Source organism: Arthrobacter silvisoli, assembly GCF_003369445.1.
Taxonomy (GTDB): domain Bacteria; phylum Actinomycetota; class Actinomycetes; order Actinomycetales; family Micrococcaceae; genus Arthrobacter; species Arthrobacter silvisoli.
The window spans coordinates 175,665-201,538 of record NZ_QRCU01000059.1 but is presented as its reverse complement, the minus strand read 5'-3'; the positions used below and the strand labels follow the sequence as shown (position 1 = coordinate 201,538).

Here is a 25,874-nt window from a genome sequence, read left to right as displayed (position 1 = left end):
CTTCAGCAACATCTCCCGTGCGGGTTGGAGTCCTGCCGGTCCATGCGTTCCCGCCAGAACTGCCTTTCAGTCATCGGGGCCACGGAGTGGCCGCTGGCTTCATGGTGTTCGAGGTATTTCCGGTAGGCGTCGGCGCCCATGACGCCACGGAAGTAAGCGGCGACGCCCCGGAGACCGCGGAGCAGCGGCTCCGTCACCGGCCCGATCGGCCCGGCCATCAGTGATGCCCCGGCCGCTCGAAGCGCTTGGCCTCGGGGACCTTGGCCCAGGCTGCGGCAAGCTCACGCTCGGCCGCCGTCGGGAACAGCCCTGCGGGGGCGAAGACCCGCGAAGGCCGCGGGGCGTCCTCGTGGTCGTGGCCGCCGCCGTCCCGGAAGGCCTTCACCGTGGCGAGGATCGCGGTGAGGATCACGATGATGCTGAGCACCACGAAGACCACCGACAACACGCCCTGCACCATGGTGTTGCGGACCACCGCCTCCATGGCGGCCACTGTCTTGGCCGTGCCGAACTCCGTCTTGCCATCGGCCAGGGCCTTGGCGAAGGCGGCGTTGTTGGCGAAGTAGCCCACGGCAGGCACCGGGGAGAAGATCTTATGGAAGCTCGCGGTAATGGTCACGACGGCGGCGAACGCCAACGGCACCCCGACGATCCACAGGAACTTGAAGGATCCCCGCTTGGCGGCGATGGCCATACAGACCGCGAGGGCGATCGCGGCGAGCAACTGGTTGGCGATGCCGAACAGCGGGAACAGGGTATTGATGCCACCGAGCGGATCGGTGACGCCCATCAGCAGCACGGCACCCCAGGCACCCACCATGACGGCGGTGCACAGCCAGGCGCCGGGCCGCCAGGACGCCTCCTTGAACTTCGGGACGAAGTTGCCGAGGGAATCCTGCAGCATGAAGCGGGCAACGCGGGTCCCGGCGTCGACGGCTGTGAGGATGAACAGCGCCTCGAACATGATGGCGAAGTGGTACCAGAACGCCATCATCGAGGTGCCGCCGATGAACTGCTGCATGATGTGCGCCAGGCCGACGGCGAGGGTCGGCGCACCGCCCGATCGCGATACGATACTCGGCTCGCCGACGTTCTGGGCGGTCTGTGCCAGCTCGGCCGGGGCGAGGTTGACGCCGGACAGGCCAAGGCTGTTGACCCATTGGGCGGCGGTTTCCACCGTGCCGCCGGTCAGGGCCGCGGGGGCGTTCATGGCGAAGTAGATGCCGCGCTCGATGGAGATGGCAGCCACCAGGGCCATGATGGCCACGAAGGACTCCATAAGCATGCCGCCGTAGCCGATAAAACGCGTCTGGCGCTCCTTCTCCACCAGCTTGGGCGTCGTGCCCGAGGAAATCAGAGCATGGAAGCCGGACAGCGCACCGCAGGCGATGGTGACGAACAGGAACGGGAACAGCGCTCCGGAGAACACGGGACCGTTCTCCCGCCCCGCGAACTCGCTGAAGGCGGGCACGGTGATCTCGGGGCGCACCACGATGATGGCCACGGCGAGCATGACGATCACGCCGATCTTCATGAACGTGGACAGGTAGTCCCGCGGTGCGAGGAGCAGCCAGACCGGCAGGATCGCGGCGATGAAGCCGTAGACGATGATCCCCCAGGCGATGGTGGTCTTGTCCAAGTGGAAGAAGGAGGCACCCCACTCCGTGCCGGCCACCATGCCGCCGCCGATGATCGCGGCCATCAGCAGCACGAAGCCGATGACCGAAACTTCCATGACCTTGCCGGGCCGGATGAACCGCAGGTAGACACCCATGAACAGGGCGATCGGGATGGTCATGCCCACCGAGAAGACACCCCACGGGCTCTCGCCGAGGGCGTTCACCACCACCAGCGCGAGGATCGCCACGATGATGATCATGATGAGCAGGGTGGCCACGAGGGCCGCCGTTCCGCCGATCACGCCGAGTTCTTCCCGGGCCATCTGGCCAAGCGAACGCCCGCCGCGGCGCATGGAGAAGAACATCACGAGGTAGTCCTGCACGGCACCGGCCAGGACGACGCCGATGATGATCCAGATGGTGCCCGGCAGGTAGCCCATCTGGGCGGCGATGATCGGCCCCACGAGCGGACCGGCGCCCGCGATCGCGGCGAAATGGTGCCCGAAGAGCACGTTCCGGTCCGTCCGGACGTAGTCCTTGCCGTCCGCCTTGTATTCGGCGGGAGTGGCCCGCCGGTCATCGGGTTTCAACAGGTAGCGTTCGATCACCTTGGAGTAGAAGCGGTATCCGATGAGGTACGTGCAGACAGCTGCGAAGACGAACCAGATGGCGTTGACGGTCTCGCCGCGGACCAGGGCCACCATGAACCAGGCCACGGCGCCGAGCAGCGAGATGGCCACCCAGAGGGCGACTTTCCCGGGAGTCCAGCGCCGCTCCTCGGCTTCCCTGACGGCGTCGTCCACCGCAGGCGGCGGCAGCTCCTGATCGAGTTCGAGGACGTGTGATTGAGCGGATTCGGTGTCTTCCGTGTTCGGCTGCGTACCCATGGCTCCTCCTTGAGACCCGTTCCCTGAGAACAGTGGTTGGCGTTAGGCGCACTGTAGCAAGGCCCTGTGACAGAGTCAGTCAAACATGACAAAGCCAGTCAAATGCAAAGCCGCTGCTCAGCCGGCGGTCTCCGGGCCGACGCCGGGCGGGGCGGGGACGATCTGCCCGTTATGGACCAGCCGGGCCTCGCAGAGGTCCAGCCAACGCAGCTCGGCCTCGAGCTGGAACACCAGCGAATCCAGGACCATGAGCCGGGCCGTGTCGGCGGCCCGTGGCGCGCCTGAAGCGTCCTTGCGCTGCTGGCTGAGTTCCTGAAGTCTTGCGAGGGAGGCCGCCCGCTGCTCCTGGATAATGGCCGGAAGGTCCGATCCGGGCATGGTCGCGGCAAGCGACAGCTTGATGGCGAGCTCGTTCCGTGGCGGGGCGTCGCGGCCCACCGCCGTCGACAGCCACTGCCCGAGTTCGTCCGCGCCCGCGGGGCTGAGGCTGTAGATCACGTGGCCCTCGCCGTCGGCCCCGTCGCGGGTAACCAGGCCGTCCCGTTCCAAGCGGTCCAGCGTGGAGTAGACCTGACCGATATTCAGCGGCCAGACCGCGCCTGTCCGGGCCTCGAACTCTGCCCTGAGGTCATAGCCGTAGCGGGCCTTGTCCTGGAGCAGTGCCAGGATGCCGTACCGGATCGCCATGTCCCTCCCTTGCGGCAGCCGCCCATTTAGAGCAGCAGGAGCACCTTGCCCATGTGCTCGCCTGAATCGAAATACTGGTGGGCTTCGCGGACTTGTTCCAGCGGGAATGACTTCGCTACGAGCGGCTTGATGCGGCCGTCGCCGAACATGGGCCACATGTTCTCGCGGACCGCGTTCATGATCATGCCCTTTTCCGCGACGGGACGGGAACGCAGGGTGGTTCCGATGACCGCCGCGCGTTTGTTGAGCAACTGGCCGAGATCGATTTCGCCCTTGGCGCCGCCCTGCAGGCCGATCACCACGAGGCGGCCGTAGTCGGCCAGCGCGGCAATGTTCTGCTTCAGGTACTTCGCCCCGACGACGTCGAGGATCACGTCTGCTCCCCGGCCCCCGTTTTGTGCCTTGAGGCTTGCGGCGAAGTCTTCTTCGGCGTAGTTGATCACGATGTCCGCACCGAGGAATGCCTTGGCGGTGCCGAGTTTTTCGGCTGAGCCGGCCGTGGCGGCCACGACCGCCCCGAAAGCCTTGGCGAGCTGGATCGCGATGGTGCCGATGCCGCCGGTGGCACCGTGGATCAGTACCGTTTCGCCCGGCTGCAGCTGGGCGGTCATCACCAGGTTGGAGTAGACGGTTGCCGCCACCTCAGGCAGGGCGGCAGCGGTGACGAGGTCGACGCCGTCGGGCACTTTGAGGACCTGTTCGGCAGGGACCGCCACCTGCTGGGCGTAGCCGCCGCCCGCCAGCAGCGCCACCACCTTGTCCCCCACCGTGAACGGCTTGCTGACCTCCGGACCGAACGCCGCGATGCGGCCGGAAACCTCCAGGCCAGGGACCTCCGGGGCTCCCGCGGGCGGCGGGTAGAAGCCGCGCCGCTGTTGGACGTCCGCCCGGTTCAGTCCGGCCGCAACGACGTCGATCAGCACCTCGCCGGGGCCCGGAACCGGCGCGGGAACATCACGGACCTCAAGTACCTCAGGCCCTCCGGGCTCCGAAATGTAGACGGCTTTCATGCGTGCTCCCGATTTCTTGCTTGTTGGTGCGCGGCCGCGGCGGCCGGTGGGCGCTGCAGGTTTTTTGAAGCAGCCAACTCCCTATGAAACACTACTAGGCAGGGAAGGTTGTCCGAGCGGCCTAAGGAGCTGGTCTTGAAAACCAGTGTGCGGTAACCCCGTACCAAGGGTTCAAATCCCTTACCTTCCGCGTGGCGCAGCCCTGTTGAGGTGTTTGCGCAGGCCAGAGGCCGGTTGACGGCCCACTCCGGTGGGCGGTTGCCGGCCTTCGGTGTTTTCCGGGCGCCTGGCAGCGCCCAGCCTTACGGCTTCGTTCCCCGGGTGGCGCCGCGCCGTCGGGTGCGTGAGAACTGGAAGCTGCCTTGCCCGAGGCCGACGACGTTGCGTCCCCGTGGAAGCTCCGCCCCGTGGACCTCGTGGACGGGAACACCCGCCTGGTCGAGGTCCCCAACCCCGTGGCTTGAGGCGCCTTCCGGCGTGAAGGCCGGCGTCACGGCCCGGCCGCCCGGATTGAAGGCCTGGCCACCCGGCGTCACGGCCAGTCAGGCCGCGCCCGGCGCCTGCGGGCTGCCGCGGGCTACCCGCAGGTCACGCCGCACATCCGTATCCTTCAGCCAGGTATGCCGCTCGCCCGGCTTGAACGGATCCGGCCACCATTGGACCAGGACCCGGCCGGGCGCGGTCCGCACCACCATGGCCGGAACGTACTGCCCGAACCGCGGCCATTCGAGGTAGGCCAGCACCGGAACCTTTCCCACTCTGGAGAGCGCCTGGGTTTCCCTGGGAAGGGGCGTCTTCGCAGCGTTCAGCGGTGACGGGAAGCGATCTTCTGGCATGCCCGAAGGCTACGCCGGGGTACCGACAGCAACAAGGATTCCGGTCCGGGCAACCCGGTTCCGCTCCGCATCATTGAAACTGTCCGACCCCCGGCATAGGGTGCTGTCTGTCTCCACCAAATGCCCAAGAAATCCGCGGCGATCCGCCACGGAACAAACTCAAGGAGCAACATGCCCACCCCTGAGATCACGCCCGGCGCACCCTGCTGGATCGACCTGATGACCTCGGATACCGAAAAGGCCAAGGACTTCTACAACGCGCTGTTCGGTTGGAGCTACGAAACCGGCGATGAGGAAAAGTACGGCGGCTACATCACCGCCTGGAAAGACGGCAAGATGGTGGCCGGCATCATGCAGAAGCAGGAGGACATGGGCCCCATGCCGGACGTCTGGTCCACGTACCTGCGCACCGATGACATCAAGGCGACCGCCGCGGCCGCGGTGGCCAACGGCGGCCAGGTGTTCCTCGAGCCCATGGAAGTGCCCGAGCAGGGCAGCATGGCGATGGTCGGCGACCCCTCGGGAGCAGCGATCGGGCTCTGGCAGTTCGGCGAGCACAAGGGCTACCAGCTTGCAGCCGAAAACGGCGCCCCTGCCTGGCATGAACTGCACTCCAAGGACTACGAGAACGCCGTGGCTTTCTACCAGAAGGTCTTCGGCTGGGACACCACCGTGGTCGGCGACACCCCCGAGTTCCGCTACACGACGCTCGGCACCGGGGACGACGCCAAGGCCGGAATCATGGACGCCTCGGGATTCCTGCCGGAACAGGTGCCTTCCTATTGGACCGTGTATTTCGCGGTGGACAACGCCGATGCAACCGTCGAGCAGGCCCTTGCCTTGGGCGCCACCGTCATCCAGCCTGCGGAGGACACTCCGTTCGGCCGCCTCGCTGCGCTCACCGATCCCACGGGAGCGGTGTTCCGGCTGGTCCAGGACGTCAACCTCAAGGGCTAGAACCGCTGTTCCCCGGCCGGCACGATGCCGGTCGGGGAGCGTTTCCGCCGGCATACGGGGAATCCGCCGGCACCACCCGCACCGCACCATCATCACCACCACCACCCGCACCCATTCAGGTTCCCGATCCCGGCGTCCTGGCCCGAACAGCCCGAACAGCCCGAACGTCCCAGACCGCCCGGAACGCAGCAGACCTCTCGAAATGAGGACACCGATGTCCATCCCGCGCATTGCCACACGCCGCAACGGCAAGGAAACCGCGGCCATGGCCGCGGCCCTGTGCACGCTCACCCTCACCCTGGGCGGGTGCTCCCTGTTTGGGAGCGGGGACGCCAAACGGGATCCCTCCGGCGTGGCCACCGAATCGTCGAAGGCCGACGCCTTCAAGGTGAAGGTCGGCGACTGCCTGGAGAAACCCGGCGGTTCGGAAGTCAAGGACGTCACCATCATTCCTTGCCCCCAGGACCACGACTTCGAGGCCTTCGCGGCCACGAACCTGCAGGATTCTGCCTACCCGGGAGACGCGGCCATCACCCAGAAGGCCGAGGACTTCTGCAGCAAGGAGTTCGCCACCTTCATTGGGAAGCCCTTCGACGAATCCGGGCTCGAAATGACGTACTTCTTCCCCACCAGCGAGAGCTGGAAGACCGGGGACAAGGAGATTGTCTGCCTCGTCGGCGGCGCCGCGGGCGCACAGAGCAAAGGAAGCCTGAGGGGCTCCAAGAAATAGCACTACCGGAACATTGGGGGACCGGATGTTGTCATCTTCACGGCGCACGCCGGGCGTTAAGGCGCTCATGGTGGCTGTCCCTTTGCCGGCCGGCAACCCCCGGTTCATTTTGTCCTGCTCGAATGCCACGAACGTTTCTTTACTCCCGGTAAGTTCAATCACGGCGGGAAGTCCGGCTCCCGGTACTCCCGGCAACACGTAGTCCTCCCCTGTACGGTCCAATCGCCGTCGCCAGGTACAACGCGGCAACGGTGTGCAAAGAACCTGACCGGTTCTCGAGAGAAAGTCAGAACGGATGCATAGCAATTACTGGAAATTCCTGGCGGGATCGGCGCTGTCGGCAACCTTGCTGGCGGCGCCGCTTACTGCCCTGCCTGCGGTGGCTGAAGAACCGCTCCCCGGCGTCGTCATCAACGAGGCCTACCTCAGCGGCGGAAGCTCCGGCGCCGCGTTCCGGAACAAGTTCGTGGAGCTCTACAACAACAGCGACACCGCCGTGGACCTTGGCGGCTGGTCCCTGCAGTACCGCTCCGGCACCAGCACGTCGGCGCCCGGCGGGGTCACTGCCCTGTCCGGAAGCATCCCGGCCAAGGGCCACTTCCTCATCAAGGGAGCCAGCAACAGCACCGGCTCCACGGCCCCCGAACTTCCGGCCGCTGACGTTGACGGTTCGGGCACTTTCAATCCTTCCGGCACCACCGGAACCATTGTGCTGGCCAGGCAGGCGGCGGCAGTGAGTCCGCTGCCCGCAGGATCGGTCACCGGGAACGCTGCCGTCGCCGACCTCCTCGGCTATGGCACCTCGAACACCTTTGAAACCGCGGCGGCCACCGCGCCGGCGGGGAACACCGACGTCAAGAGCCTGAACCGCAGCAACGGAACGGACAGCAACAACAACGCGGCCGACCTTGCACTGAGCGCCACCATCACCCCCACGGCCTCGGGCACCGTGACACCCCCGCCGTCCGGGACGGACACCAGGACCATCGCCGAAATCCAAGGCACCGGAGCCGCAAGCCCGCTGGCGGGCAGCACAGTCACCACCCGCGGCAAGGTCACCGCCGTGTACGCCACGGGCGGTTTCAACGGCTACTACGTCCAGACGCCCGGCAGCGGCGGGGACACGGATCCGGCGGCCAGGACGGCGTCGGACGCTCTGTTCGTCTATTCGCCGTCGACGGCGGCCAGCGTGCACGCCGGCGACTACCTGGAACTCACCGGGACGGTCAGCGAATTCGCGAACCAGACCCAACTGACCGTCGACACCACCGGGCTGAGGGTGCTGGCCGAGGCGGCACCCGAGGTGAAGCCGAGCAACTTCGCCCTGCCCGCGGACGACGCCACCCGCGAGCGCTATGAAGGCATGCTCGTGGCGCCGCAGGATGCATACACGGTCACGGACAACTACTCCCTGAACCAATATGGCGAAATCGGCCTGGCTGCGGGCACCACCCCGCTGGTCCAGCCGAACGCCCTGGCGCCGTACGGCTCGCCGGAGAACACCGCCGCGGCCACCGGGAATACACTCCGTGGCATCAAGCTCGACGACGGCGCCTCCACCAACTTCCTTAAAGACGCCGCAACGAAGGCACTGCCGCTGCCCTATCTCAGCAACAGCGACCCCGTCCGGGTCGGCTCCGCCGCGACCTTCCGCACCAACGTCATCCTGGGCTACGGCAACAACTCCTGGAAGTTTCAGCCGCTCGCCCAGTTGGCCCCGGAAAATGCCGACACCGTGCAGCCGGCCTCCTTCGCCCCCAGCCGCCCCGCCGGGCCGGCCGATGTGGGCGGGAACCTGGTGATCGCCTCCTTCAACGTGCTCAACTACTTCCCCACCACCGGCGACCAGCTCACGGGCTGCACCTACTACACGGACCGGGACGGCAACCCCATCACGGTCAAGGACGGCTGCAACGCCCGCGGCGCAGCCAACGCGGAGAACTTCGAACGCCAGCAGGCCAAGATCGTCGCCGCCATCACCAAGGCCGGGGCGGACGTGGTATCCCTCGAGGAGATCGAGAACTCAGCCCAGTTCGGCAAGGACCGGGACGACGCCCTGGCCAAACTGGCCGCGGCGCTCAACGTCAAGACTCCGGGTGTCTGGGACTACGTCCGCACGCCCGCCAATGCCCCGCCGCTCAGCGACGAGGACATGATCCGCACCGCGTTCATCTACAAGAAGGCCACGGCCGAACCGCTGGGCGAGTCGATCATCCACAACGACACGGTGGCCTTCGCCAGCGCCCGGAAGCCGCTCGCCCAGGTGTTCAAGCCCGTGGGCGCCGGGGATGACAAGAAGTTCATCGCGATCGTGAACCACTTCAAGTCCAAGGGCTCCGCCGCGACCCCGGACGATACCGACAAGGGCCAGGGCGCGTCCAACCTTGCCCGCACCAAGCAGGCACAGTCCCTGTTGGAGTTCGCAGCAACCCTGCAGCAGTCCCAAGGCACCGACAAGGTGTTCCTGATCGGCGATTTCAACGCCTACTCGCAGGAAGACCCCATCCGGGCACTCACCGACGCCGGCTACACCGATCTCGAGGCCGGCACCGGAAAGCACTCCTACGTGTTCGGCGGCATGGTGGGCTCCCTGGACCACGTCCTCGCCTCACCCGCGGCCAAGGCAGCAGTCACGGGAACTGACATCTGGAACATCAACTCCGTGGAGTCCGTCGCCCTGGAGTACAGCCGCTACAACAACAACGTGGGCAACTTCTACGTGCCGGACGAGTTCCGCGCCAGCGACCACGACCCCGTGCTGGTGGGACTCAACCTGCCCGTGACGGAAACTCCGCAGAGCGTGGAGCTGCAATTCCTGGGCATCAACGATTTCCACGGGCGCATCGACAGCAACACGGTCCTGTTCGCCAGCACCATCGAAAAGCTCCGCGCCGAGGCCGCCGGCCCCACCGCGTTCATCTCGGCCGGCGACAACATCGGCGCCTCGCTGTTCGCCTCCGCGATCGCGAAGGACCAGCCCACCATCGACGTGCTGAACGCCCTGGACCTGAAGGCCTCGGCGGTGGGCAACCACGAGTTCGACGGCGGCTGGGCTGACCTGCGCGACCGCGTCATCGCCGGCGGCGCCAACGCGAAGTTCCCCATGCTGGGCGCCAACGTGTACCAGAAGGGCACCACCACCCCGGCCCTGCCGGAGTACACGGTGCTGGACATGAATGGAATCAAGGTTGCCGTGATCGGCACCGTCACCCAGGAAGTGCCCTCTTTGGTGACTCCGACCGGCATCGCTGACCTGGACTTCGGGGATCCGGTCGACGCCATCAACCGGGTGGCAGCGAAGATCAAAGCGGAAAAGCTCGCCGATGTGATCGTCGCGGAGAACCACGACGGCGCCAGCGCAGGAACACCGGACGGCGCCACCCTGGAGCAGGAAGTGGCCGCCGGCGGACCCTTCGCGAAGCTGGTGAAGGAAACCAGTCCGGACGTGGCCGCTATCTTCACCGGCCACACCCACAAGGAGTACGCCTGGGACGCCCCGGTGTATGACGCCAACGGCCAGCCCACCACGCGGACCCGCCCGATCGTCCAGACCGGCAACTACGGCGAGAACATCGGCCGCATCACCCTCACCGTGGACACCGCCAGCAAGGAAATCACGGCGCACACCGCGGCCAACGTCAAGCGCCTCACCACTGACCTTTCCGGCACCTATCCACGGGCGGCGCAGGTGAAGACGATCGTTGACAAGGCACTGGCCCAAGCCGCCGCCGTCGGGAACCAGCCGGTGGGTGCGGTGACGGCGGACATCACGACGGCGTTCACGCCGGACCCGGCGGGCGGCGCACCGAAGCGGGACGACCGCGCGAGCGAATCGACCCTCGGCAACCTCGTGGCGGACTCCCTGGTGGACACGCTCAAGGCACCGGAACTGGGCGGGGCCGAGATCGGCGTCGTAAACCCCGGCGGCCTGCGCAACGAGCTCTACTACGCACCCGACGGCACCATCACCTACGCCGAGGCCAACGCGGTGCTGCCGTTCGTGAACAACCTCTGGACCACTTCCCTGACCGGCGCGCAGTTCAAGACCCTCCTGGAACAGCAGTGGCAGAGCAACCCGGACGGGACAGTGCCGAGCCGGCCGTACCTGCAGCTGGGCTTGTCCAAGAACGTGAACTACACGTACGACGCCGGACGTCCGGCCGGTGACCGGGTCACCTCGATCCGGATAGGCGGCGAACTGATCGACCCGGCGAAGTCCTACCGGATCGGCACGTTCAGCTTCCTGGCCGCGGGCGGCGACAACTTCCGGATCTTCAAGGAGGGCGCCAACACCCGGGACAGCGGCTTGGTGGACCGGGACGCCTGGATCAAGTACCTGCAGGCCCACAAACCGGTATCGCCGGACTTCGGCCGCCGCTCGGTGGCCGTCGTCAATAACACGGCAGCCGAGGTGAAGGGCGGCGGGGCGATCTCGCTGGCGGTTTCCAAGCTGGACCTGACCTCCCTCGGCAGCCCGGTGAACAAATCGCTCACCGCGGTGTTCACCGACGCCAAGGGCGTGGCCACCCAGCTGGGTTCCGTTCCGGTGAGCGGGGGCGCTGCGGCCGTGGAACTGACGGTTCCCGCATCGGCCGCCGCCGGAACGGGCACGCTGGCGCTGACCGCCGTCGAGTCCGGAACGGTGGTTAAGGCCGCGGTGAACGTGGCCGCGCCGCTGCCGCCCAAGTGCACGGCACCGGTTCCGCCGAAGTGGTACGACGTGATCGGCTGGATCCGCTACGCGATTGCGTGGATCGAATACCAGAAGTGCCTGAAGGGCTAACTCCGTAGGCCCAGCAGGAGGGACATGCTAGGCCTCAGAGCCCCAGGATGGCCCTGGCGATTTCGTCCGCGTCGCGCAGGGTCCGCTGCCCGCTGCGGTACGCCGGGCCGTCCGCGGGAACCGCCTCGGCAGCGATAGCTGTCCCCCATTGGTTGGCGGACAACTGCAGGCCAAGCACGTACATGCCCTCGGTCACCGAGCCGTTGGCTCCCACGGCGCGGTACGGGTGCGGCTCGACGTCCAGGCCCGTCGCCTGCACCGGGACGCCTTCGGCGCCTAGCATGACCTTGGGCCGCACCAGGCCGTCGGCCAGCAACTGCCGCATGAGCGGGGACGCCGTGGTGCCCACCCGGTTCGCCGGGGCCAGGGCTTCCACCATGGTCTTCGCCGTGGCCGGCGGTCCCCCCACCCAGGGGGACGAGACCGCGAAAAGATGCTGCGCACGGTCCACGCTGAAGCGCGGGTCGGGTCCGGTGAAACTGACGACGCCGGCCCGCGCCAGGGCTGCCAACTGCTCCACCCGCAGCGCCGGGGGCCCACTGGCCAGGCCTTCGACGAAGGACTCGAACCAGCCCCGCAGTTCCCCCAGCCAGGACTCATCGGTAATGCCGCCGTCGGCCACCACGCTTTTCAGCACAGCCCGGCCCGTGTGCAGGGCGCCGATCGCCATTTTCATGGGGTCCGTCTCGCCGAGTGCGGAACGGCGCGCGTCGTCATCGAGGTACTCCACGACGGCGGCATCCAACTCCCGTCGTCCGGCGAAGGACCGTCCGGCAAGTGGGGCGGCAAGGCCGGGCAAGTCCAGGCGGCGCGACGCCGCCACGTGCTTGGTCACCAGTTCGTCAACCGGCTTCTCCCAGCTGCCGGCGGCATGGGCGTGGGGCTGCAGGGCGTCCTCCAGCGCGGCAAGGAATTCCCCGGTGTCGCTGATCGCAGCGGGCTGGGCGGCGGCGAGCGTGGAGTAGTACGCCCACAGAGTGTCCCGGTGCAGCAGGGGCCAGAGGTCGTGATCGAACCCGGGCTGGATACCGGCCGCAGCGAAACGTGCCAGGGCGCGCTCGTTCAGGTAGCGCAGCCGGATGGATTTCGGGTAGTAGCCGTCCAGCCCGGCTTTGGCCCGGTACGGGGTTCCGCGCCGGGACGCGGCGATGATCTTCGGTTCCCGCCCGGACGGCACGTACCTCAGCGGGCCCGGGCCGCCGCCCGACGGTTCGAACCGTCCGCCGCGGCCCACGCTCAGCTGCACCATGACGTCGAAGAAGTTCAGCCCCATGCCGCGGACCAGCACCGGTTCGCCGTCGGGCACCCGGGACCAGTCGACGTCGGCCGGGGCCGCCGGCGGCAGGTACAGCAGTCCCAGCCCGGCCGCGGCGCCGGCGAAGGAACGCTGCTCGGCGTTCAGCTGGGCTTCCAGATGGCCGAGGGCAAGGACCACCCGGTCGACGGCCAGGTGCGCTCCGGAGTCGAGTTCGACGTCGAACGCGGACGTCCCGTCCGGGTTCTTCCGGACCGACACCGCGGCGTTGCGGTGGAAAGTGAGGTCGACGCCGTCGGGCTTGCGTTCCAGCACGGCGTCCAGCGTTTCGCTGAGGTACCGCCCGTAGATTGCGCGGCTGGGAAAGCCGCCGGTGCCGAGTTCCGAAAGTTCGGCCTGCTCATCGCTGGCCAGCCCGCGGCCGTCCTCCCGGCGGTGGATCCGCCACTGCTCGAACGTGCCGCCCGCCAACGGAGGGGCAAGGGTGGGATCTTCGTGGATGAGGGTGGGGTAGAACGACTGCGTGTTCATCAGGTACAGGCGCGACTGCCCCGGCTGCCAGACCCTGCCAGGACCCGCCGGGTACGGGTCCACGACGTCGACCTGCAAGGTGTGCCCGGCCGGCGCCGACGCCGCCCAGTTCGCGAACAAACGCTCCAGGACACTGGTGCCACGAGGCCCCGCACCGATCAGTGCCACCTTGGTTTTCTGCGAATTGCCCACCGCCCAAGCTTACTTTCACCGTGACTTGCTTCCCGCTTGCGAGGGCACCCTAGGATGGGGCCATGACCACCACTGCAGCCGGACAAAGCCCTGAAGGCGCTCCCGGAAAGGCCACGGCCCCGGAGCCTGTTGACGAGAACATCTGGCTTGAGGAAATCCACGGCGAGGAGCAATTGGCCTGGGTCCGGGAACAGAATGCCCGCACCGAGGAACTGCTCGAAGACGAGGACTTTGCCGGCCTCGAAGGCGGGATCCTGGAGGTGCTGGACTCCACTGACCGGATCGCCATGGTGACCAAGCGCGGCGGGCACTACTACAACTTCTGGCGCGACAAGCAGAATCCCAAGGGTCTGTGGCGGCGCACTACCTGGGAAAGCTACCTGCGCGACGACCCCGAATGGGACGTGCTGCTGGACATTGACGCCCTCGCGGCCGCGGAGGACGAAGAGTGGGTCTTCCACGGTGCATCCTTCCTGCGCCCCGCAGCCGGCCAGCCCTACAAACTCGCCATGGTGTCGCTCTCCCCCGACGGCGGCGACGCCAACCGCTACCGCGAGTTCGACGTCGAGCAGCGCCGCTTCGTGGACCCCGCCGAGGGCGGCTTCGACCTTCCGGTCGCCAAGGGCAACGTCAGTTGGCTCGACGCCGATACCCTGCTGGTTGCCAGCACCGCCGAGGGGCTGCCCAAGACCAGTTCCTCGTACGCCCGCACGGGAGTGAGGCTGTCCCGTGGCCAGGGCCTGGACCAGGCCGAGCGGATCTTCGAGATCGCGGAAGACCACATGATGGCCCTCGTGGCGCACGACTCCACGCCGGGCTTCGAGCGCACCTTCGCCGTGGACTGGATCGATTTCTTCAACCAGCGCACCTACCTGCAGCGCGACGGCGGGTGGCTGGAAATCGAGGTTCCCACCGACGTCAACATCAGCACGCACCGCCAGTGGCTGTTGTTCCGTCCGCGCCAGGACTGGACCGTTGCCGGCGCTACGGTGGACGGCGGACAAGCGGCGGATACCGTGTTCCCGGCCGGCTGCCTGCTCGCCGCCAGGCTGCAGTCCTACCTGGACGGCGGCAGGGATTTCACAGTGCTCTTCACGCCGGACGAGCGCACGTCCCTGCAGTCCTGGAGCTGGACCCGGGACTTCCTCATCCTGAACCTGCTCAGTGACGTCTCCTCCAAGATCCTGGTGCTCGACCCCTCGCGTCCGTCGACGACCGGCAAGCACGCAGCCGTCGAGCCGGGCGGCGGGCCTGGCGGCGTCGGACAGAACGGCGCCGACGGCGCGTTCGACGGAGCGGTGGCAACCGACGGCGCGGTGGCGGCAGGCGGCTGGGCTATGGCCCCGCTGGATGCCTGCCCGCCGCTCCACGATGTCAACGCCTACGCGGTGGATGATGAGGATGAAAGCGAGGGTGCGGGCAACGATTTCTGGCTCGTCGCCACGGGTTTCACTACCCCTACGACCCTGATGCGGGGAACCCTCACGGCCTCGGGCGCGGCGTCGGGGAGCACCGCCGTCACCAGCGCGCACGCCGTAGTGAAGACCTCGCCGTCGTTCTTCAACGACGGCGACTATGAAGTGCAGCAGCATTTCGCGGTGTCCGCGGACGGTACCCGGGTGCCGTACTTCCAGATCGGGTCGAAGGACCTGGTGCTCGACGGCGGCAATCCCACCCAGCTGTCCGGTTACGGCGGCTTCGAGGTTTCCCGCACGCCGGCATACAGCGGCGCGATCGGCCGGTCTTGGCTGGAACGGCGCAGCGGTTCCGTCGCCGGCGGGCCCCGGGGCGGTGTGTACGTGGTGGCGAACATCCGCGGCGGCGGAGAGTACGGCCCGGCCTGGCACCGGGCGGCCCTGCAGGAGAAGCGGCACCGCGCCTACGAGGATTTCGCGGCGGTGGCGCAGGACCTGATTTCCCGGGGCGTGACCAGCCGCGAACGGCTGGGCTGCGTGGGCGGATCCAATGGCGGGCTGCTGGTGGGCAACATGCTGACCCGGTACCCGGAACTCTTCGCGGCGGTGTCCTGTGGCGTGCCCCTCCTGGACATGCGCCGTTACACCAAGCTGTCCGCGGGATACTCCTGGATCGCCGAGTACGGTGACCCGGACATTCCTGAGCAGTGGGAGTTCATCAAGACCTTCTCCCCCTACCATCTGCTGCACGACGCCGTGGATTACCCCGAGACGTTCATCTGGACCTCGACTTCCGACGACCGCGTCGGCCCGGTCCAAGCCCGCAAGATGGCCGCACGGATGCAGGCGATGGGCATCCCGAATGTCTGGTTCCACGAAACCCTGGAGGGCGGCCACGCCGGCGCCTCGGACAACCGGCAGGCCGCGGCACTGCAGGCCCGCAGCCAGCAGTTCCTCTGGCGTGCACTGACCGCAGACATCCGGGCCCAGGGCGCTTAACCCACCTTGGACCGGAAAAGGCGGAGCCCGCATCGCCCGTTCGGCGAGGCGGGCTGGCATGGGGTCCCGTAGCCGCCCCCGCCTGCGGTGATGCCCCGGTACAGAGCAGCTTCGCCGGTGCCGGTGGTGAGCCTCCGACGGCGGCAATCCGGTACCGAAGCCGCGGGAACCGGCCGTTTTGCGCTGTACGCCGTGTTCTGCGTATCCTTGGTGGGCTAGCAATAGCAATTGGAGACGTGCCAGAGCGGCCGAATGGACTTCACTGCTAATGAAGGGTCGGGGTTAAACTCGACCGGGGGTTCAAATCCCCCCGTCTCCGCGTTTTGGCCCCGGTCCTGGACCGGGGCCTTTTGCGTACCTGGGGCGCGGGGCCCGCCGGGTACCAACCCCACCCCCGGGCCGGCGTCAGCCCGCCTGCGCGAGGACGAGCGGCAGCACCGCACCTGCCCCCGCCTGCCGGAGGGCACGGCCGGCAACCGTCACACTCCACCGGCTGTCCACCAGGTCGTCAACCAACAGGACGCTCCGTCCCGCCATGGGGGCGAGCGCTTCCTCCAAGTCCGGACCCACGACCAAGCGGTCCCAGACTCCGGCCAGGCGGTAGGCGCTGTTGCCTCCCCGGCCGCCGGTGGGCCCGCCGTGCTGAAGCTGGAGGGAGCCGAGGTAGGGCATCCGGCCGATGCCCGCGATTCCCCGGGCCAGGGAGTCCACGAGCTGCGGCTTGCCCCGGGACGGCAGGCTGACCACGGCAGCCGGGCGTTCCTCGCCGCTCCAACCGCCCCGGCCGGCGCTGCCTGCAGCCCATTCCTTGAGCACCTGGACGCAGGCCTGCAGCATGGACGGATCGACCTCGCGGTCCGGAGCCCCCGCCGCGAACAGTTCCCGCAAGGCACCGCCCCAGCCAAGGTCGCTCAGGCGGGCCAGCGCGCGGCCCTCCGCGATACTTTCCCCGGCCTTGATCTTGCCTTTCATGGCCACGCCCAGGCGGTCCATGCCGCTTGGCCACTGCAGCCGCGGTTCAACGGCGACTCCAGCGCGGCTGAGCGTGCGGCCCGCCGCGTCGGAAGCTTCTGCAGCGATGTCCGCCGGGAACCAGCGTCCCGCGCAGTTGTCACAGCGGCCGCAGGGGCGCGCGGTGTCGTCGTCCAGGACGGCGGTGATGTACTCCATCCTGCAGCCTGCGGTGTCCTCATAGATGATCATCGAGTCCTGTTCGTCGACCCGTGCCTCGGCGATCCTGGCGTAGCGCTCGGCGTCGTAGAACCACGGCTGCCCGGTGGCCCTCCACCCGCCGCCGACCCGCTCCACCGCCCCGTCCACGGAAAGGACCTTCAGCAGAAGTTCCAGGGGCGTGCGGCGCAGGTCGACTCGCGCCTCCAGGGCGACGGTGGACAGTGCGGTCCCGGCCTCCCCCAGGACCTGGAGCACCGCCGCTGCCTTCTCCTCGGAAGGCATGGAGGCCGTGGCAAAGTACTGCCAGATGTCCCGGTCCTCCTGCCCCGGAAGGAGCAGGACGTCCGCGTTGGCAGCCCCTCGGCCCGCACGGCCCACCTGCTGGTAGTACGCGACCGGTGAGGACGGCGCACCCAAGTGGATCACAAAACCAAGGTCCCGTTTGTCGAAGCCCATGCCGAGGGCCGAGGTGGCAACGAGCGCTTTCACCTGGTTGTCCTTGAGCTGTTGTTCGGCCCGCTCCCGGTCCGCAGGATCCGTACGCCCGGTGTACGCAAGGACCTCATGGCCGGCTTCCGCCAACAGCCTTGCGGTGTCCTCGGCGGCTGAGACGGTCAAGGCGTAAATGATGCCGCTGCCGGGCATGTCCGATAAGTGCGTCAGCAACCAGCCAAGCCGGTCCCGGGAATTGGCCAGGTTCAGCACGCCGAGGCGCAGCGATTCGCGTCCGAGGGAACCGCGGATGGTGAGCACTCCGGCGCCGAGCTGTTCCTCGATGTCGTGGACCACGCGCGAGTTTGCCGTTGCCGTGGTTGCAAGGACCGGCACTGCATCCGGCAGGCGGCCGATCAAGTCGGCGATGCGCCGGTAGTCGGGTCGGAAGTCGTGCCCCCAGTCCGAGATGCAGTGTGCTTCGTCGATCACCAGCAGGCCTGTGCGTTGGATCAATTCCGGCAATTGGTTTTCCCGGAAGGAAGGGTTGGTGAGCCGTTCGGGTGAAACCAGCAGCACGTCGACTTCATCGGCGGCGAGCTGCGCGTGCACGGTGTCCCATTCCAGCTGGTTGGCGGAGTTGATGGCCACGGCCCTGACACCGGCGCGGGCCGCCGCGGCCACCTGGTCCCGCATCAGGGCCAGCAACGGCGACACGATGAGGGTAGGTCCGCTCCCCCGGCGCCGCAGCAGCAGCGAGGAGACGAAGTAAACGGCCGACTTTCCCCAACCAGTGCGCTGCACCACCAGCGCCCGGCGGCCGGCGTCAACGAGCGCTTCGATGGCCTCGTACTGGCCGTCATGGAACCCGGCTTCCGGGTTGCCGACAAGCTCCCGGAGGACCTGCAGGGCTTCCTGGCGTGTGCTGGTGATTTCTGCGGTGTATGGCTCCTGGGACATGGCTCCAGTATTTCAGCCGGGTCCGACAGCCGGCAGCCGGGACCTTCGGTATGTGGACAACCGGGAAACTTGTGAAGTCTGTCCACATACGTGGTCCGTGTGGGTGTACCGGACCGACGCCACAGTAGGATTGAGCCCGTGACTAGCGAGCAGAACAACACTTTCGACCTCTCGGCTTCCTTCAAGGCCTACGACGTGCGGGGCATCGTCGGCGAAACCATCAGCGCGGAAATCGTGACGGCTGTGGGCGCTGCTTTTGTCGACACCCTTGGCCTTGCGGGCCAGACTGTCCTGGTCGGCGGTGACATGCGGCCGTCCTCGCTGGAGTTCATCAAGGCATTCGCCGATGGCGCGTCCCGCCGCGGTGCCAACGTCCAGCTCCTCGACCTCATCTCCACCGATGAGCTCTACTATGCCTGCGGGGCGCTGAACGCCGCCGGTGCCACCTTCACCGCAAGCCACAACCCGGCGCAGTACAACGGCATCAAGATGGCCAAGGCCGGCGCCCAACCGATCTCCTCCGAAACCGGACTGAAGGAAATCCAGGCCCTCGCCGAGCAGTACCTGAACGAAGGCGCGATCCCGGAGGCGGAAGCCGTGGGGACCATCGCTGTCCGCGATGTGCTGAAGGACTACTCTGCCTACCTGCGCAAGCTGGTGGACCTCAGCGGTTCCCGTCCGCTGAAGGTGGTCGTCGACGCCGGCAACGGCATGGCGGGCCTGACCACGCCCGCGGTGCTCGGCGACGCCCTGCTCCCTGCGTTGCCCTTCGAGATCGTCCCGCTGTACTTCGAGTTGGACGGCTCCTTCCCGAACCACCCGGCCAACCCGCTGGAGCCGGAGAACCTCCGCGATCTCCAGGCCGCAGTCGTCAAGCATGGCGCGGACATCGGTTTGGCGTTCGACGGCGACGCCGACCGCTGCTTCGTGGTGGACGAAAAGGGCGAGCCCGTGTCGCCGTCGGCCATCACCGGCATGGTGGCCCGCCGCGAAATCGCGCGGGCAAGAGCCGCGGGTGAGGAGGTCCCGGTCATCATCCACAACCTGCTGACCTCCAAGGCCGTTCCGGAGCTGATCGAAGAAGACGGCGGCCGCCCCGTCCGCACCCGCGTGGGCCACTCCTTCATCAAGGCCGTCATGGCCGAAGAAGGCGCCGTCTTCGGCGGCGAACACTCCGCGCACTTCTACTTCCGGGATTTCTGGAACGCGGACACCGGCATGCTCGCCGCCATGCACGTGCTCGCTGCCCTCGGCGAACAGGACGGGCCGCTGTCCGAGCTCGGCCGCCAGTACGAACCGTACGTCTCTTCCGGCGAGATCAACTCCGAAATCGAGGACAAGGCCGCCGCGATCGAACGCGTCCGTGCCGACTTCGAAGGCGAAGACATCGATATCGACCACCTGGACGGCAGCACCTTCAGCGCGAAGGACGGCAGCTGGTGGTTCAACCTGCGCCCGTCCAACACCGAACCCTTCCTCCGCCTGAACGCCGAGGCCAAGGACGCCGAAACCATGAGCGCGGTCCGCGACCGCGTCTTGGCAATCGTCCGCGGTTAAGGAAGCAGCAGAATGGTTGAAAACATCCCGCCGGGCGGCCCGCAGGCGTCCGGAACGCCCGCTTCCGGAACGCCGGAAGACGCCGTGCAGGAAGAAGGCGCCGTGCAGGAAGAAGGCGCCGTGCAGGAATCCGCCCAGGAAACCATCTCGCGCGAACTGCGCGAGGTCCTGGGCGCCGCCCTTGGCACGGCGCAGGAGCACATGGAGCAGAACGGCGGCTTCCTGCCGTTTGGCGTCACCCTGGCCGACGACGGCGAACTGCGGCTCGTGATGATCTCGCCTGGTGAGCTGGATGCGGATGGGAACATCGACGCCGGGACGATGCTCACCGATGTCATCGGACTCCTCCGCCAAGGCCGCGAGGGGTACAGAGCCGTGGCGTTCGCCAGCGACGTCACCCTGCCCGAGCACGGCACGGACGGGATACACGCCGCGGCCGAGCACCGCAGCGGCGGCCTGATGGCCGCCGTCGTGCCCTACGACGTCACGACGGAAGGCTTCAGCTTCCGCCCGCTCGAGGCGGACGGTCACGAGCCCACGGTCTGGTCGGACTAGCTTCGGCCAGCCCTGCATGAGCAGCTCCAGGCACGCGAATCGGCATCAATGCGAAGCTCTGCTTAAGCTGAGTACATGAAAATCAACGCGTTCGCCGATGTGAGCCTGCGCGCCGTCATGGTGCTGGCGGCGGTTCCGGAGGGCGCGCTTTTAACCACTCAAGCGGTGGCGGACGCCGTGGGGACCCCCTACAACCACGTAAGCAAGGCCTTGGCCAAGCTGCGCGAACTCGGGTTGATCGCAGTCGAACGGGGCAGGAACGGCGGATCGCAGCTGACCACTGCCGGACGGCGCGCGACGGTGGGTCAAGTGCTGCGCCAGCTCGACAGCAGGCAGGACCCGGCCGAATGCCAGTCAAGCAACGGCGACTGCCCGCTCATCACCGAATGCGCACTCCGGCACGCCATGGGGCGCGCCCGTGAAGCTTTCTACCGCGAACTCGACCCCGTGGTGATTTCCTCCCTCCCCCATGCCCGCCAGATGGCACCCGTCTTCGGGAGCATCGGCCTGCGGCCGGAATTCCAGGAGCCGGCAGCCCGGCGCTGAGCGCTGTTACGCGTCCCAGGCGCGCAGAAGGGTCGATTTGCACTTCTTTTCTACAAGGGGTAGAAATTGAGCACAAATACTCGTATTTCAAATACGAATATTGATCGCCCGGGTGAACTGCCCGGCCCTACCCGCAGGAGAACCAATGCTTTCCGAGAAGTCGCGTCCTGTCATCCAAGCCACTCTCCCCCTTGTCGGATCGAGGATCAGCGAAATCACCGCCGACTTCTACAAGCGCCTTTTCGCGGCACACCCGGAACTGCTGGACGGACTCTTCAGCCGCTCCAACCAGCGCTCCGGCGAACAGCAGCAGGCCCTGGCCGGAAGTATTGCGGCCTTCGCCACCCACCTGGTCAACAACCCGGGCACCCTTCCGGAAAAGGTCCTGTCCCGGATTGCCCACAAGCACGCGTCCCTGGGAATCAAGGAAGAGCAGTACGGCGTGGTGTACGAGCACCTCTTCGCAGCCATCGCCGCGGACCTGGCCGACGTCATCACCCCGGAAATCGCGGAAGCCTGGACCGAGGTCTACTGGCTCATGGCCGATGCGCTCATCAAACTGGAAAAGGACCTCTACGCAGCACAGGCGAACACCAGGATGTGGATGCCGTGGCGGGTGATTGCCAAAGAGGCAGCAGGCAAGGCCTCCATGACTTTCACCCTGGAGCCCGCGGATGACACGCCCGTCACGGCAGCCAAACCCGGCCAGTACATCAGCGTCAAGGTCCGGGTGGCGGACGGCCTCCGCCAGGTCCGGCAGTACTCCCTGTCCGGTGACGCCGGCACCAGCCGGAGCTTTACCACCAAGCTCAACGACGACGGAGAGGTGTCCTCCGCCCTGCACGCCGACGTCGAACCCGGCGACATCCTGGAGATCTCCAACCCCTACGGCGAAATCACGCTCAAGGACGGCCACGGACCGGTAGTCCTGGCATCCGCCGGCATCGGCTGCACCCCCACGGCGTCGATCCTGCGCTCCCTCGCAGACGCCGGTACAGAGCGCGATGTCCTGGTGCTGCACGCGGAACGGTCCATGGACAGCTGGGCACTGAGCGGGCAGATGACTGCGGACGCCGCGAAGATCGACGCCGATCTCCTGCTGTGGCTTGAGACGCCCCAGCCCGGCGCCAAAGAAGGGTTCATGTCGCTGCGGGAGGTCGACCTTCCCGCGGACGCCTCGCTCTACCTCTGCGGCCCGCTGCCCTTCATGAAGAAGATCCGCGACGAAGCCATCGAAGCGGGCATCCCGGCCACCCGCATCCACTACGAAGTGTTCGGCCCGGACGTCTGGCTCGCGAGCTAGAGCCCTTAACGCACGACGGCGGTCCGTCACCTTTCCCGTATAAAAGGTGACGGACCGCCGTCGTCTCAGGGACGCCATTGTCCCTGAGTGGTCTAGGCCAGGTGGGCCCACGCTGCCGAGGGGCCCCAATCGAGCTTGCGAGATTGGGGCCGCAGCGGGGACTAGGCCAACCGGCTCTTCAGCCCGTCCAGCTCGGCCTGCAGGGCCGCAGGGAGGGACTCGCCGAACTTCGCGAACCACTCCTCAATGGAGGCCAGTTCGGTTTCCCATTCGGCGGCGTCCACACGGACGGCCGCTTCGACCTCGGCCGGAGTCATGTCCAGGCCTTCGAGGTCGATCGACTCGCCGGTCGGCACGAAACCGATAGGGGTCTCGACGGCGTCGGCCTTGCCTTCGATGCGCTCGATGGCCCACTTGAGGACGCGGGAGTTGTCACCGAAACCGGGCCAGGCGAAGCCGCCGTCGGCGGTGCGGCGGAACCAGTTGACCAGGAAGATCTTCGGCAGCTTCTCCGGGTTGGCCTTGGCGGACAGGTTCACCCAGTGGTTCAGGTAGTCGCCTGCGTCGTAGCCGATGAACGGCAGCATGGCCATGGGGTCGCGGCGGACGACGCCGACGGCACCCGCGGCAGCGGCCGTGGTTTCGGAGGACAGCGTGGACCCCATGAAGATGCCGTTGGTCCAGTTGCGGGCCTCAGTGACCAGCGGGATGGTCGTCTTGCGGCGGCCACCGAACAGGATTGCGTCCACTTTCACGCCCTCCGGAGCGAAGTACTCCTCGGCGAGCATGTCGATCTGGTCGATCGGCGTGCAGAAGCGGGAGTTCGGGTGCGCTGCGGGACGGCCGGACTCGGGAGTCCAGTCGTTGCCCTGCCAGTCGATGAGGTGCGCCGGGGTTTCCTCGGTCATGCCTTCCCACCAGACACCGCCGTCGTCGGTCAGCGCGACGTTGGTGAAGATGTTGTTGCCCTTGGCGATGGCACGCATGGCGTTCGGGTTGGTGCCCCAGCCAGTGCCGGGAGCGACGCCGAACAGGCCGGCCTCGGGGTTCACGGCACGGAGTTCGCCCTCCTTGCCGAAACGCATCCAGTTGATGTCGTCGCCGAGGGTCTCAGCCTTCCAGCCCTTGATGGTGGGGTCCAGGAGCGCCAGGTTGGTCTTGCCGCATGCGGACGGGAAAGCCGCAGCCACGTGGTAGACCTTCTGCTCCGGGGAGGTGAGCTTGAGGATCAGCATGTGCTCGGCCAGCCAGCCCTCATCGCGGGCCATGACGGAAGCGATGCGCAGCGAGTAGCACTTCTTGCCCAGGAGGGCGTTGCCGCCGTACCCGGAACCGAAAGACCAGATGGACCGCTCTTCAGGGAAGTGCACAATCCACTTCTCGGGGTTGCACGGCCAGGCAACGTCCTGCTGGCCGGGCTCCAGCGGAGCGCCCAGGGAGTGCAGCGCCGGCACAAAGAACGCGTCGGTCGCGGTGATGCGGTTAAGCACGTCGGTTCCGATGCGGGCCATGATGCGCATGGAGGCCACAACGTAGGCGGAGTCGGTGATCTCGACGCCAAACTTGGGATCCTCGGCGTCGAGGTGCCCCATGACGAAGGGGATGACATACATGGTGCGGCCGCGCATGGAGCCGGCAAACAGCCCGCGCAGCTTCTGCTTCATCTCGGCCGGGGCCATCCAGTTGTTGGTGAAGCCTGCGTCGCGCTCGTTCTCGGAGCAGATGAAGGTCTGCTCTTCGACGCGCGCAACGTCTGCCGGATCGGAGAACGCCGCGAAGGAGTTCGGGAAGGTCTCCGGGTTCAGCGGCTTCAGTGTGCCGGCTGCGACGAGTTCCTCGGTCAGGGTCTTGTATTCGCCCTCGCTGCCGTCCACCCAGTGGATGCGGTCAGGCTGGGTGAGTTCTGCAACTTCCTCAACCCAGGCCAGCAGGCGTGCGTGCGTAGTGGGTGCCTTCTCAAGCAGCGGCAGTCGCGCCAGGTCGCCCATTGCGGTTCCCTTCGTCGGGGTCAGTGGTGTGTCCTAAATGCTAGGTCTCGCGGAGTAGACCATTTCGGCTTAGGACGTGGGACCTCATGGGCCTTTCGGGGCAAAAGCCCGGAAAATCAACGATTGCGACCCAAAAACCGACGATTTTAGTGAGCAAGGTCACATAGACCGGTATAGTTGCCCAGATTACACGTTCTCGATTTGGCGGATGGGCCGATCTCGCGTAAAGTTTATTGAGGTTCGGGGGGCGAGCGAAAAAGCGAAGCCCACGGACCACGGTGCTGAAAGCACTGAATGCGCCCATAGCTCAGCTGGATAGAGCGTCTGTCTACGGAACAGAAGGTCAGGGGTTCGAATCCCTTTGGGCGCACAGTTGTTGATACAACACAGACAAGGCCCGTACCGCTTCGGCGGTGCGGGCCTTTTTCGTTGTCTTTTTTCGTCATAGAGCCGTGCGGCGATCAGGGCTCTCCCCAAGTGCAGGCCGCCCTGGCGGCGATCCTGTACAAACCCCGGTAAGTAGTACGACGGTAGGTGCCCGCCACGGACGGCACCCGCACCGGCGTCGGGCCTTACCGCCACAATGGCATCCTCAGTGGCCGGCCACCAGCGCCGCGATCCTCCCCCGGAGCTCCTCGAAACGGGACGCGAGCAGACCGCCGGCAGCGGCAGCGTCACCCGCGGCGACGGCGTCGCAGATCTTCCGCTGCAACGCCGCAACCACCGCGGCATCGTCAGCGGAGGGACCTGCCTCCAGCTGGATCCTGCGGTAGACCTTCCAGAAGACCTCGAGCAGCTGCTGCAGCAGATCGTTGCCCAGGGGCTCGAACAGGCGGCGGTGGAATTCGGCGTCGGCCGCGGCGGAGTGTTCGCCCGATTCCGCGAGCTGCTCCACATGCTCAACGGCTTCGGCCAGCCGGGCGAGCTGCCCGGGAGTGGTCGCGGCGACCGCAGCCGGCAGGAGTCCGGTCTCCAGTGCTTCCCGGATGCCGAGCAGTTGCAGGGCGTCCTCGCCGTTCTGGCGCAGGGACAAGCGGCCGCGGAACACCAGCCCGTCCGCAAAAGCGTCGAAATTGCTGGGGGCCACAAACATCCCGAAGCCGTGGCGGATCTCCACCACACCCATCGCCTGCAGCACCTTGAGCGATTCCCGCAAGGTATTGCGACCCACCCCGAGGGACGCAGCGAGTTCGTTTTCGGTGGGCAGCGGGTCCCCCGCTTCGAGTTCCCGCTCGAGGATCAGGTCCATGATGTCCGACTGCAGGGCCCTGAGCCGGGTCTGGGCGCCGTACCGCGCCTGCCGAACCATGCCGGATTCCATCCGTGCCCCCTCCCAAGACGGACGCCGTTCCGCCGATCCCGAGGAAGGCGGGCGCGAACGTTCCGGTGACGATGTTGAGGCGAGCTTAGTGCGCCGTTCCGTCCATCTCAAGACAATATCGGATGTCCCATCTCCGCC

At 66.8% G+C, this 25,874-nt stretch carries 17 protein-coding genes and 3 tRNA genes; 11 read left to right on the top strand and 9 right to left on the bottom strand.

What is annotated here, in order from left to right:
• Positions 1–2: 2 nt before the first annotated feature.
• From DWV11_RS14290 to DWV11_RS14275, 4 genes are all read right to left on the bottom strand, one after another.
• Positions 3–218 carry a YbdD/YjiX family protein gene (locus DWV11_RS14290; RefSeq protein ID WP_115789570.1) on the bottom strand — a complete coding sequence of 72 codons (216 nt, stop codon included), beginning with the start codon at positions 216–218 and terminating at the stop codon, positions 3–5.
• Positions 218–2,506 (bottom strand): carbon starvation CstA family protein, encoded by a 2,289-nt coding sequence (locus DWV11_RS14285; RefSeq protein ID WP_245953652.1) that lies wholly within the window; start codon positions 2,504–2,506, stop codon positions 218–220. The genes DWV11_RS14290 and DWV11_RS14285 overlap by 1 nt, the downstream gene beginning before the upstream one ends.
• Before the next feature lie 117 nt (positions 2,507–2,623).
• Positions 2,624–3,193, bottom strand: coding sequence for a PadR family transcriptional regulator (locus DWV11_RS14280; RefSeq protein WP_115789569.1), 570 nt, complete (start codon positions 3,191–3,193; stop codon positions 2,624–2,626).
• Positions 3,194–3,219: 26 nt separating this feature from the next.
• Positions 3,220–4,203, bottom strand: a complete 984-nt coding sequence (locus DWV11_RS14275) for an NAD(P)H-quinone oxidoreductase (protein ID WP_115789568.1) — start codon at positions 4,201–4,203, stop codon at positions 3,220–3,222.
• Positions 4,204–4,305: 102 nt separating this feature from the next.
• Between DWV11_RS14275 and DWV11_RS14270 the strand changes: the two genes are divergently transcribed.
• Positions 4,306–4,393, top strand: a tRNA-Ser gene (locus DWV11_RS14270).
• Between the two features lie 352 nt (positions 4,394–4,745).
• Here DWV11_RS14270 and DWV11_RS14265 read toward each other — a convergent pair.
• Positions 4,746–5,039 carry a hypothetical protein gene (locus DWV11_RS14265; RefSeq protein WP_136017912.1) on the bottom strand — a complete coding sequence of 98 codons (294 nt, stop codon included), beginning with the start codon at positions 5,037–5,039 and terminating at the stop codon, positions 4,746–4,748.
• A gap of 171 nt (positions 5,040–5,210) precedes the next feature.
• On the opposite strand from DWV11_RS14265, the gene DWV11_RS14260 reads away from it, so the two are divergent.
• The 3 genes from DWV11_RS14260 (at position 5,211) to DWV11_RS14250 (ending at position 11,509) form a co-directional block, all read left to right on the top strand.
• Complete coding sequence (locus DWV11_RS14260) at positions 5,211–5,996, top strand: VOC family protein (protein WP_115789566.1); 786 nt, start codon at positions 5,211–5,213, stop codon at positions 5,994–5,996.
• Positions 5,997–6,210: 214 nt separating this feature from the next.
• Entirely contained in the window at positions 6,211–6,726 is a 516-nt protein-coding gene (locus DWV11_RS14255; protein WP_168404713.1) for a septum formation family protein, read from the top strand.
• A gap of 295 nt (positions 6,727–7,021) precedes the next feature.
• Positions 7,022–11,509: an ExeM/NucH family extracellular endonuclease gene (locus tag DWV11_RS14250; protein ID WP_115789564.1), complete on the top strand. Its 4,488-nt coding sequence runs from the start codon at positions 7,022–7,024 to the stop codon at positions 11,507–11,509.
• 34 nt (positions 11,510–11,543) lie between these two features.
• Here the strand turns inward: DWV11_RS14250 and DWV11_RS14245 are convergent, their stop codons facing one another.
• Complete coding sequence (locus tag DWV11_RS14245; RefSeq protein ID WP_115789563.1) at positions 11,544–13,487, bottom strand: FAD/NAD(P)-binding protein; 1,944 nt, start codon at positions 13,485–13,487, stop codon at positions 11,544–11,546.
• 62 nt (positions 13,488–13,549) lie between these two features.
• Here DWV11_RS14245 and DWV11_RS14240 point away from each other — a divergent pair, with 62 nt between their 5' ends.
• Both DWV11_RS14240 and DWV11_RS14235 read left to right on the top strand, forming a co-directional pair.
• Positions 13,550–15,901 (top strand): prolyl oligopeptidase family serine peptidase, encoded by a 2,352-nt coding sequence (locus DWV11_RS14240; protein ID WP_115789562.1) that lies wholly within the window; start codon positions 13,550–13,552, stop codon positions 15,899–15,901.
• 230 nt (positions 15,902–16,131) lie between these two features.
• A tRNA-Ser gene (locus tag DWV11_RS14235) sits at positions 16,132–16,220 on the top strand.
• Positions 16,221–16,306: 86 nt separating this feature from the next.
• Here DWV11_RS14235 and DWV11_RS14230 read toward each other — a convergent pair.
• A complete protein-coding gene (locus DWV11_RS14230) occupies positions 16,307–18,466 on the bottom strand; it encodes a RecQ family ATP-dependent DNA helicase (protein ID WP_115789561.1) in 2,160 nt (719 codons plus the stop codon).
• A 138-nt stretch (positions 18,467–18,604) separates the two neighbouring features.
• Here DWV11_RS14230 and DWV11_RS14225 point away from each other — a divergent pair, with 138 nt between their 5' ends.
• The 4 genes from DWV11_RS14225 to DWV11_RS14210 all read left to right on the top strand — a co-directional run bounded on the left by DWV11_RS14225 (position 18,605) and on the right by DWV11_RS14210 (position 22,427).
• Complete coding sequence (locus DWV11_RS14225) at positions 18,605–20,023, top strand: phosphomannomutase/phosphoglucomutase (protein ID WP_115789560.1); 1,419 nt, start codon at positions 18,605–18,607, stop codon at positions 20,021–20,023.
• Positions 20,024–20,035: 12 nt separating this feature from the next.
• Positions 20,036–20,578, top strand: coding sequence for a hypothetical protein (locus DWV11_RS14220; protein ID WP_245953650.1), 543 nt, complete (start codon positions 20,036–20,038; stop codon positions 20,576–20,578).
• Between the two features lie 75 nt (positions 20,579–20,653).
• Positions 20,654–21,124, top strand: a complete 471-nt coding sequence (locus tag DWV11_RS14215) for an RrF2 family transcriptional regulator (RefSeq protein ID WP_115789559.1) — start codon at positions 20,654–20,656, stop codon at positions 21,122–21,124.
• A 145-nt stretch (positions 21,125–21,269) separates the two neighbouring features.
• Complete coding sequence (locus tag DWV11_RS14210) at positions 21,270–22,427, top strand: globin domain-containing protein (protein WP_115789558.1); 1,158 nt, start codon at positions 21,270–21,272, stop codon at positions 22,425–22,427.
• Positions 22,428–22,588: 161 nt separating this feature from the next.
• On the opposite strand, the gene DWV11_RS14205 is transcribed toward DWV11_RS14210, so the two are convergent.
• Positions 22,589–24,415: a phosphoenolpyruvate carboxykinase (GTP) gene (locus DWV11_RS14205; protein WP_115789557.1), complete on the bottom strand. Its 1,827-nt coding sequence runs from the start codon at positions 24,413–24,415 to the stop codon at positions 22,589–22,591.
• Positions 24,416–24,711: 296 nt separating this feature from the next.
• Here DWV11_RS14205 and DWV11_RS14200 point away from each other — a divergent pair.
• A tRNA-Arg gene (locus DWV11_RS14200) sits at positions 24,712–24,785 on the top strand.
• 222 nt (positions 24,786–25,007) lie between these two features.
• Here DWV11_RS14200 and DWV11_RS14195 read toward each other — a convergent pair.
• Positions 25,008–25,724: a FadR/GntR family transcriptional regulator gene (locus DWV11_RS14195; RefSeq protein WP_245953648.1), complete on the bottom strand. Its 717-nt coding sequence runs from the start codon at positions 25,722–25,724 to the stop codon at positions 25,008–25,010.
• Between the last annotated feature and the right edge of the window lie 150 nt (positions 25,725–25,874).

Excerpts from the sequence above, each read along its gene's own strand:
- DWV11_RS14290 (WP_115789570.1), bottom strand. The coding sequence starts at position 218 with ATGGCCGGGCCGATCGGGCCGGTGACGGAGCCGCTGCTCCGCGGTCTC.
- DWV11_RS14285 (WP_245953652.1), bottom strand. The coding sequence starts at position 2,506 with ATGGGTACGCAGCCGAACACGGAAGACACCGAATCCGCTCAATCACAC.
- DWV11_RS14280 (WP_115789569.1), bottom strand. The coding sequence starts at position 3,193 with ATGGCGATCCGGTACGGCATCCTGGCACTGCTCCAGGACAAGGCCCGC.
- DWV11_RS14275 (WP_115789568.1), bottom strand. The coding sequence starts at position 4,203 with ATGAAAGCCGTCTACATTTCGGAGCCCGGAGGGCCTGAGGTACTTGAG.
- DWV11_RS14265 (WP_136017912.1), bottom strand. The coding sequence starts at position 5,039 with ATGCCAGAAGATCGCTTCCCGTCACCGCTGAACGCTGCGAAGACGCCC.
- DWV11_RS14260 (WP_115789566.1), top strand. The coding sequence starts at position 5,211 with ATGCCCACCCCTGAGATCACGCCCGGCGCACCCTGCTGGATCGACCTG.
- DWV11_RS14255 (WP_168404713.1), top strand. The coding sequence starts at position 6,211 with ATGTCCATCCCGCGCATTGCCACACGCCGCAACGGCAAGGAAACCGCG.
- DWV11_RS14250 (WP_115789564.1), top strand. The coding sequence starts at position 7,022 with ATGCATAGCAATTACTGGAAATTCCTGGCGGGATCGGCGCTGTCGGCA.
- DWV11_RS14240 (WP_115789562.1), top strand. The coding sequence starts at position 13,550 with ATGACCACCACTGCAGCCGGACAAAGCCCTGAAGGCGCTCCCGGAAAG.
- DWV11_RS14230 (WP_115789561.1), bottom strand. The coding sequence starts at position 18,466 with ATGTCCCAGGAGCCATACACCGCAGAAATCACCAGCACACGCCAGGAA.
- DWV11_RS14220 (WP_245953650.1), top strand. The coding sequence starts at position 20,036 with ATGGTTGAAAACATCCCGCCGGGCGGCCCGCAGGCGTCCGGAACGCCC.
- DWV11_RS14215 (WP_115789559.1), top strand. The coding sequence starts at position 20,654 with ATGAAAATCAACGCGTTCGCCGATGTGAGCCTGCGCGCCGTCATGGTG.
- DWV11_RS14210 (WP_115789558.1), top strand. The coding sequence starts at position 21,270 with ATGCTTTCCGAGAAGTCGCGTCCTGTCATCCAAGCCACTCTCCCCCTT.
- DWV11_RS14205 (WP_115789557.1), bottom strand. The coding sequence starts at position 24,415 with ATGGGCGACCTGGCGCGACTGCCGCTGCTTGAGAAGGCACCCACTACG.
- DWV11_RS14195 (WP_245953648.1), bottom strand. The coding sequence starts at position 25,724 with ATGGTTCGGCAGGCGCGGTACGGCGCCCAGACCCGGCTCAGGGCCCTG.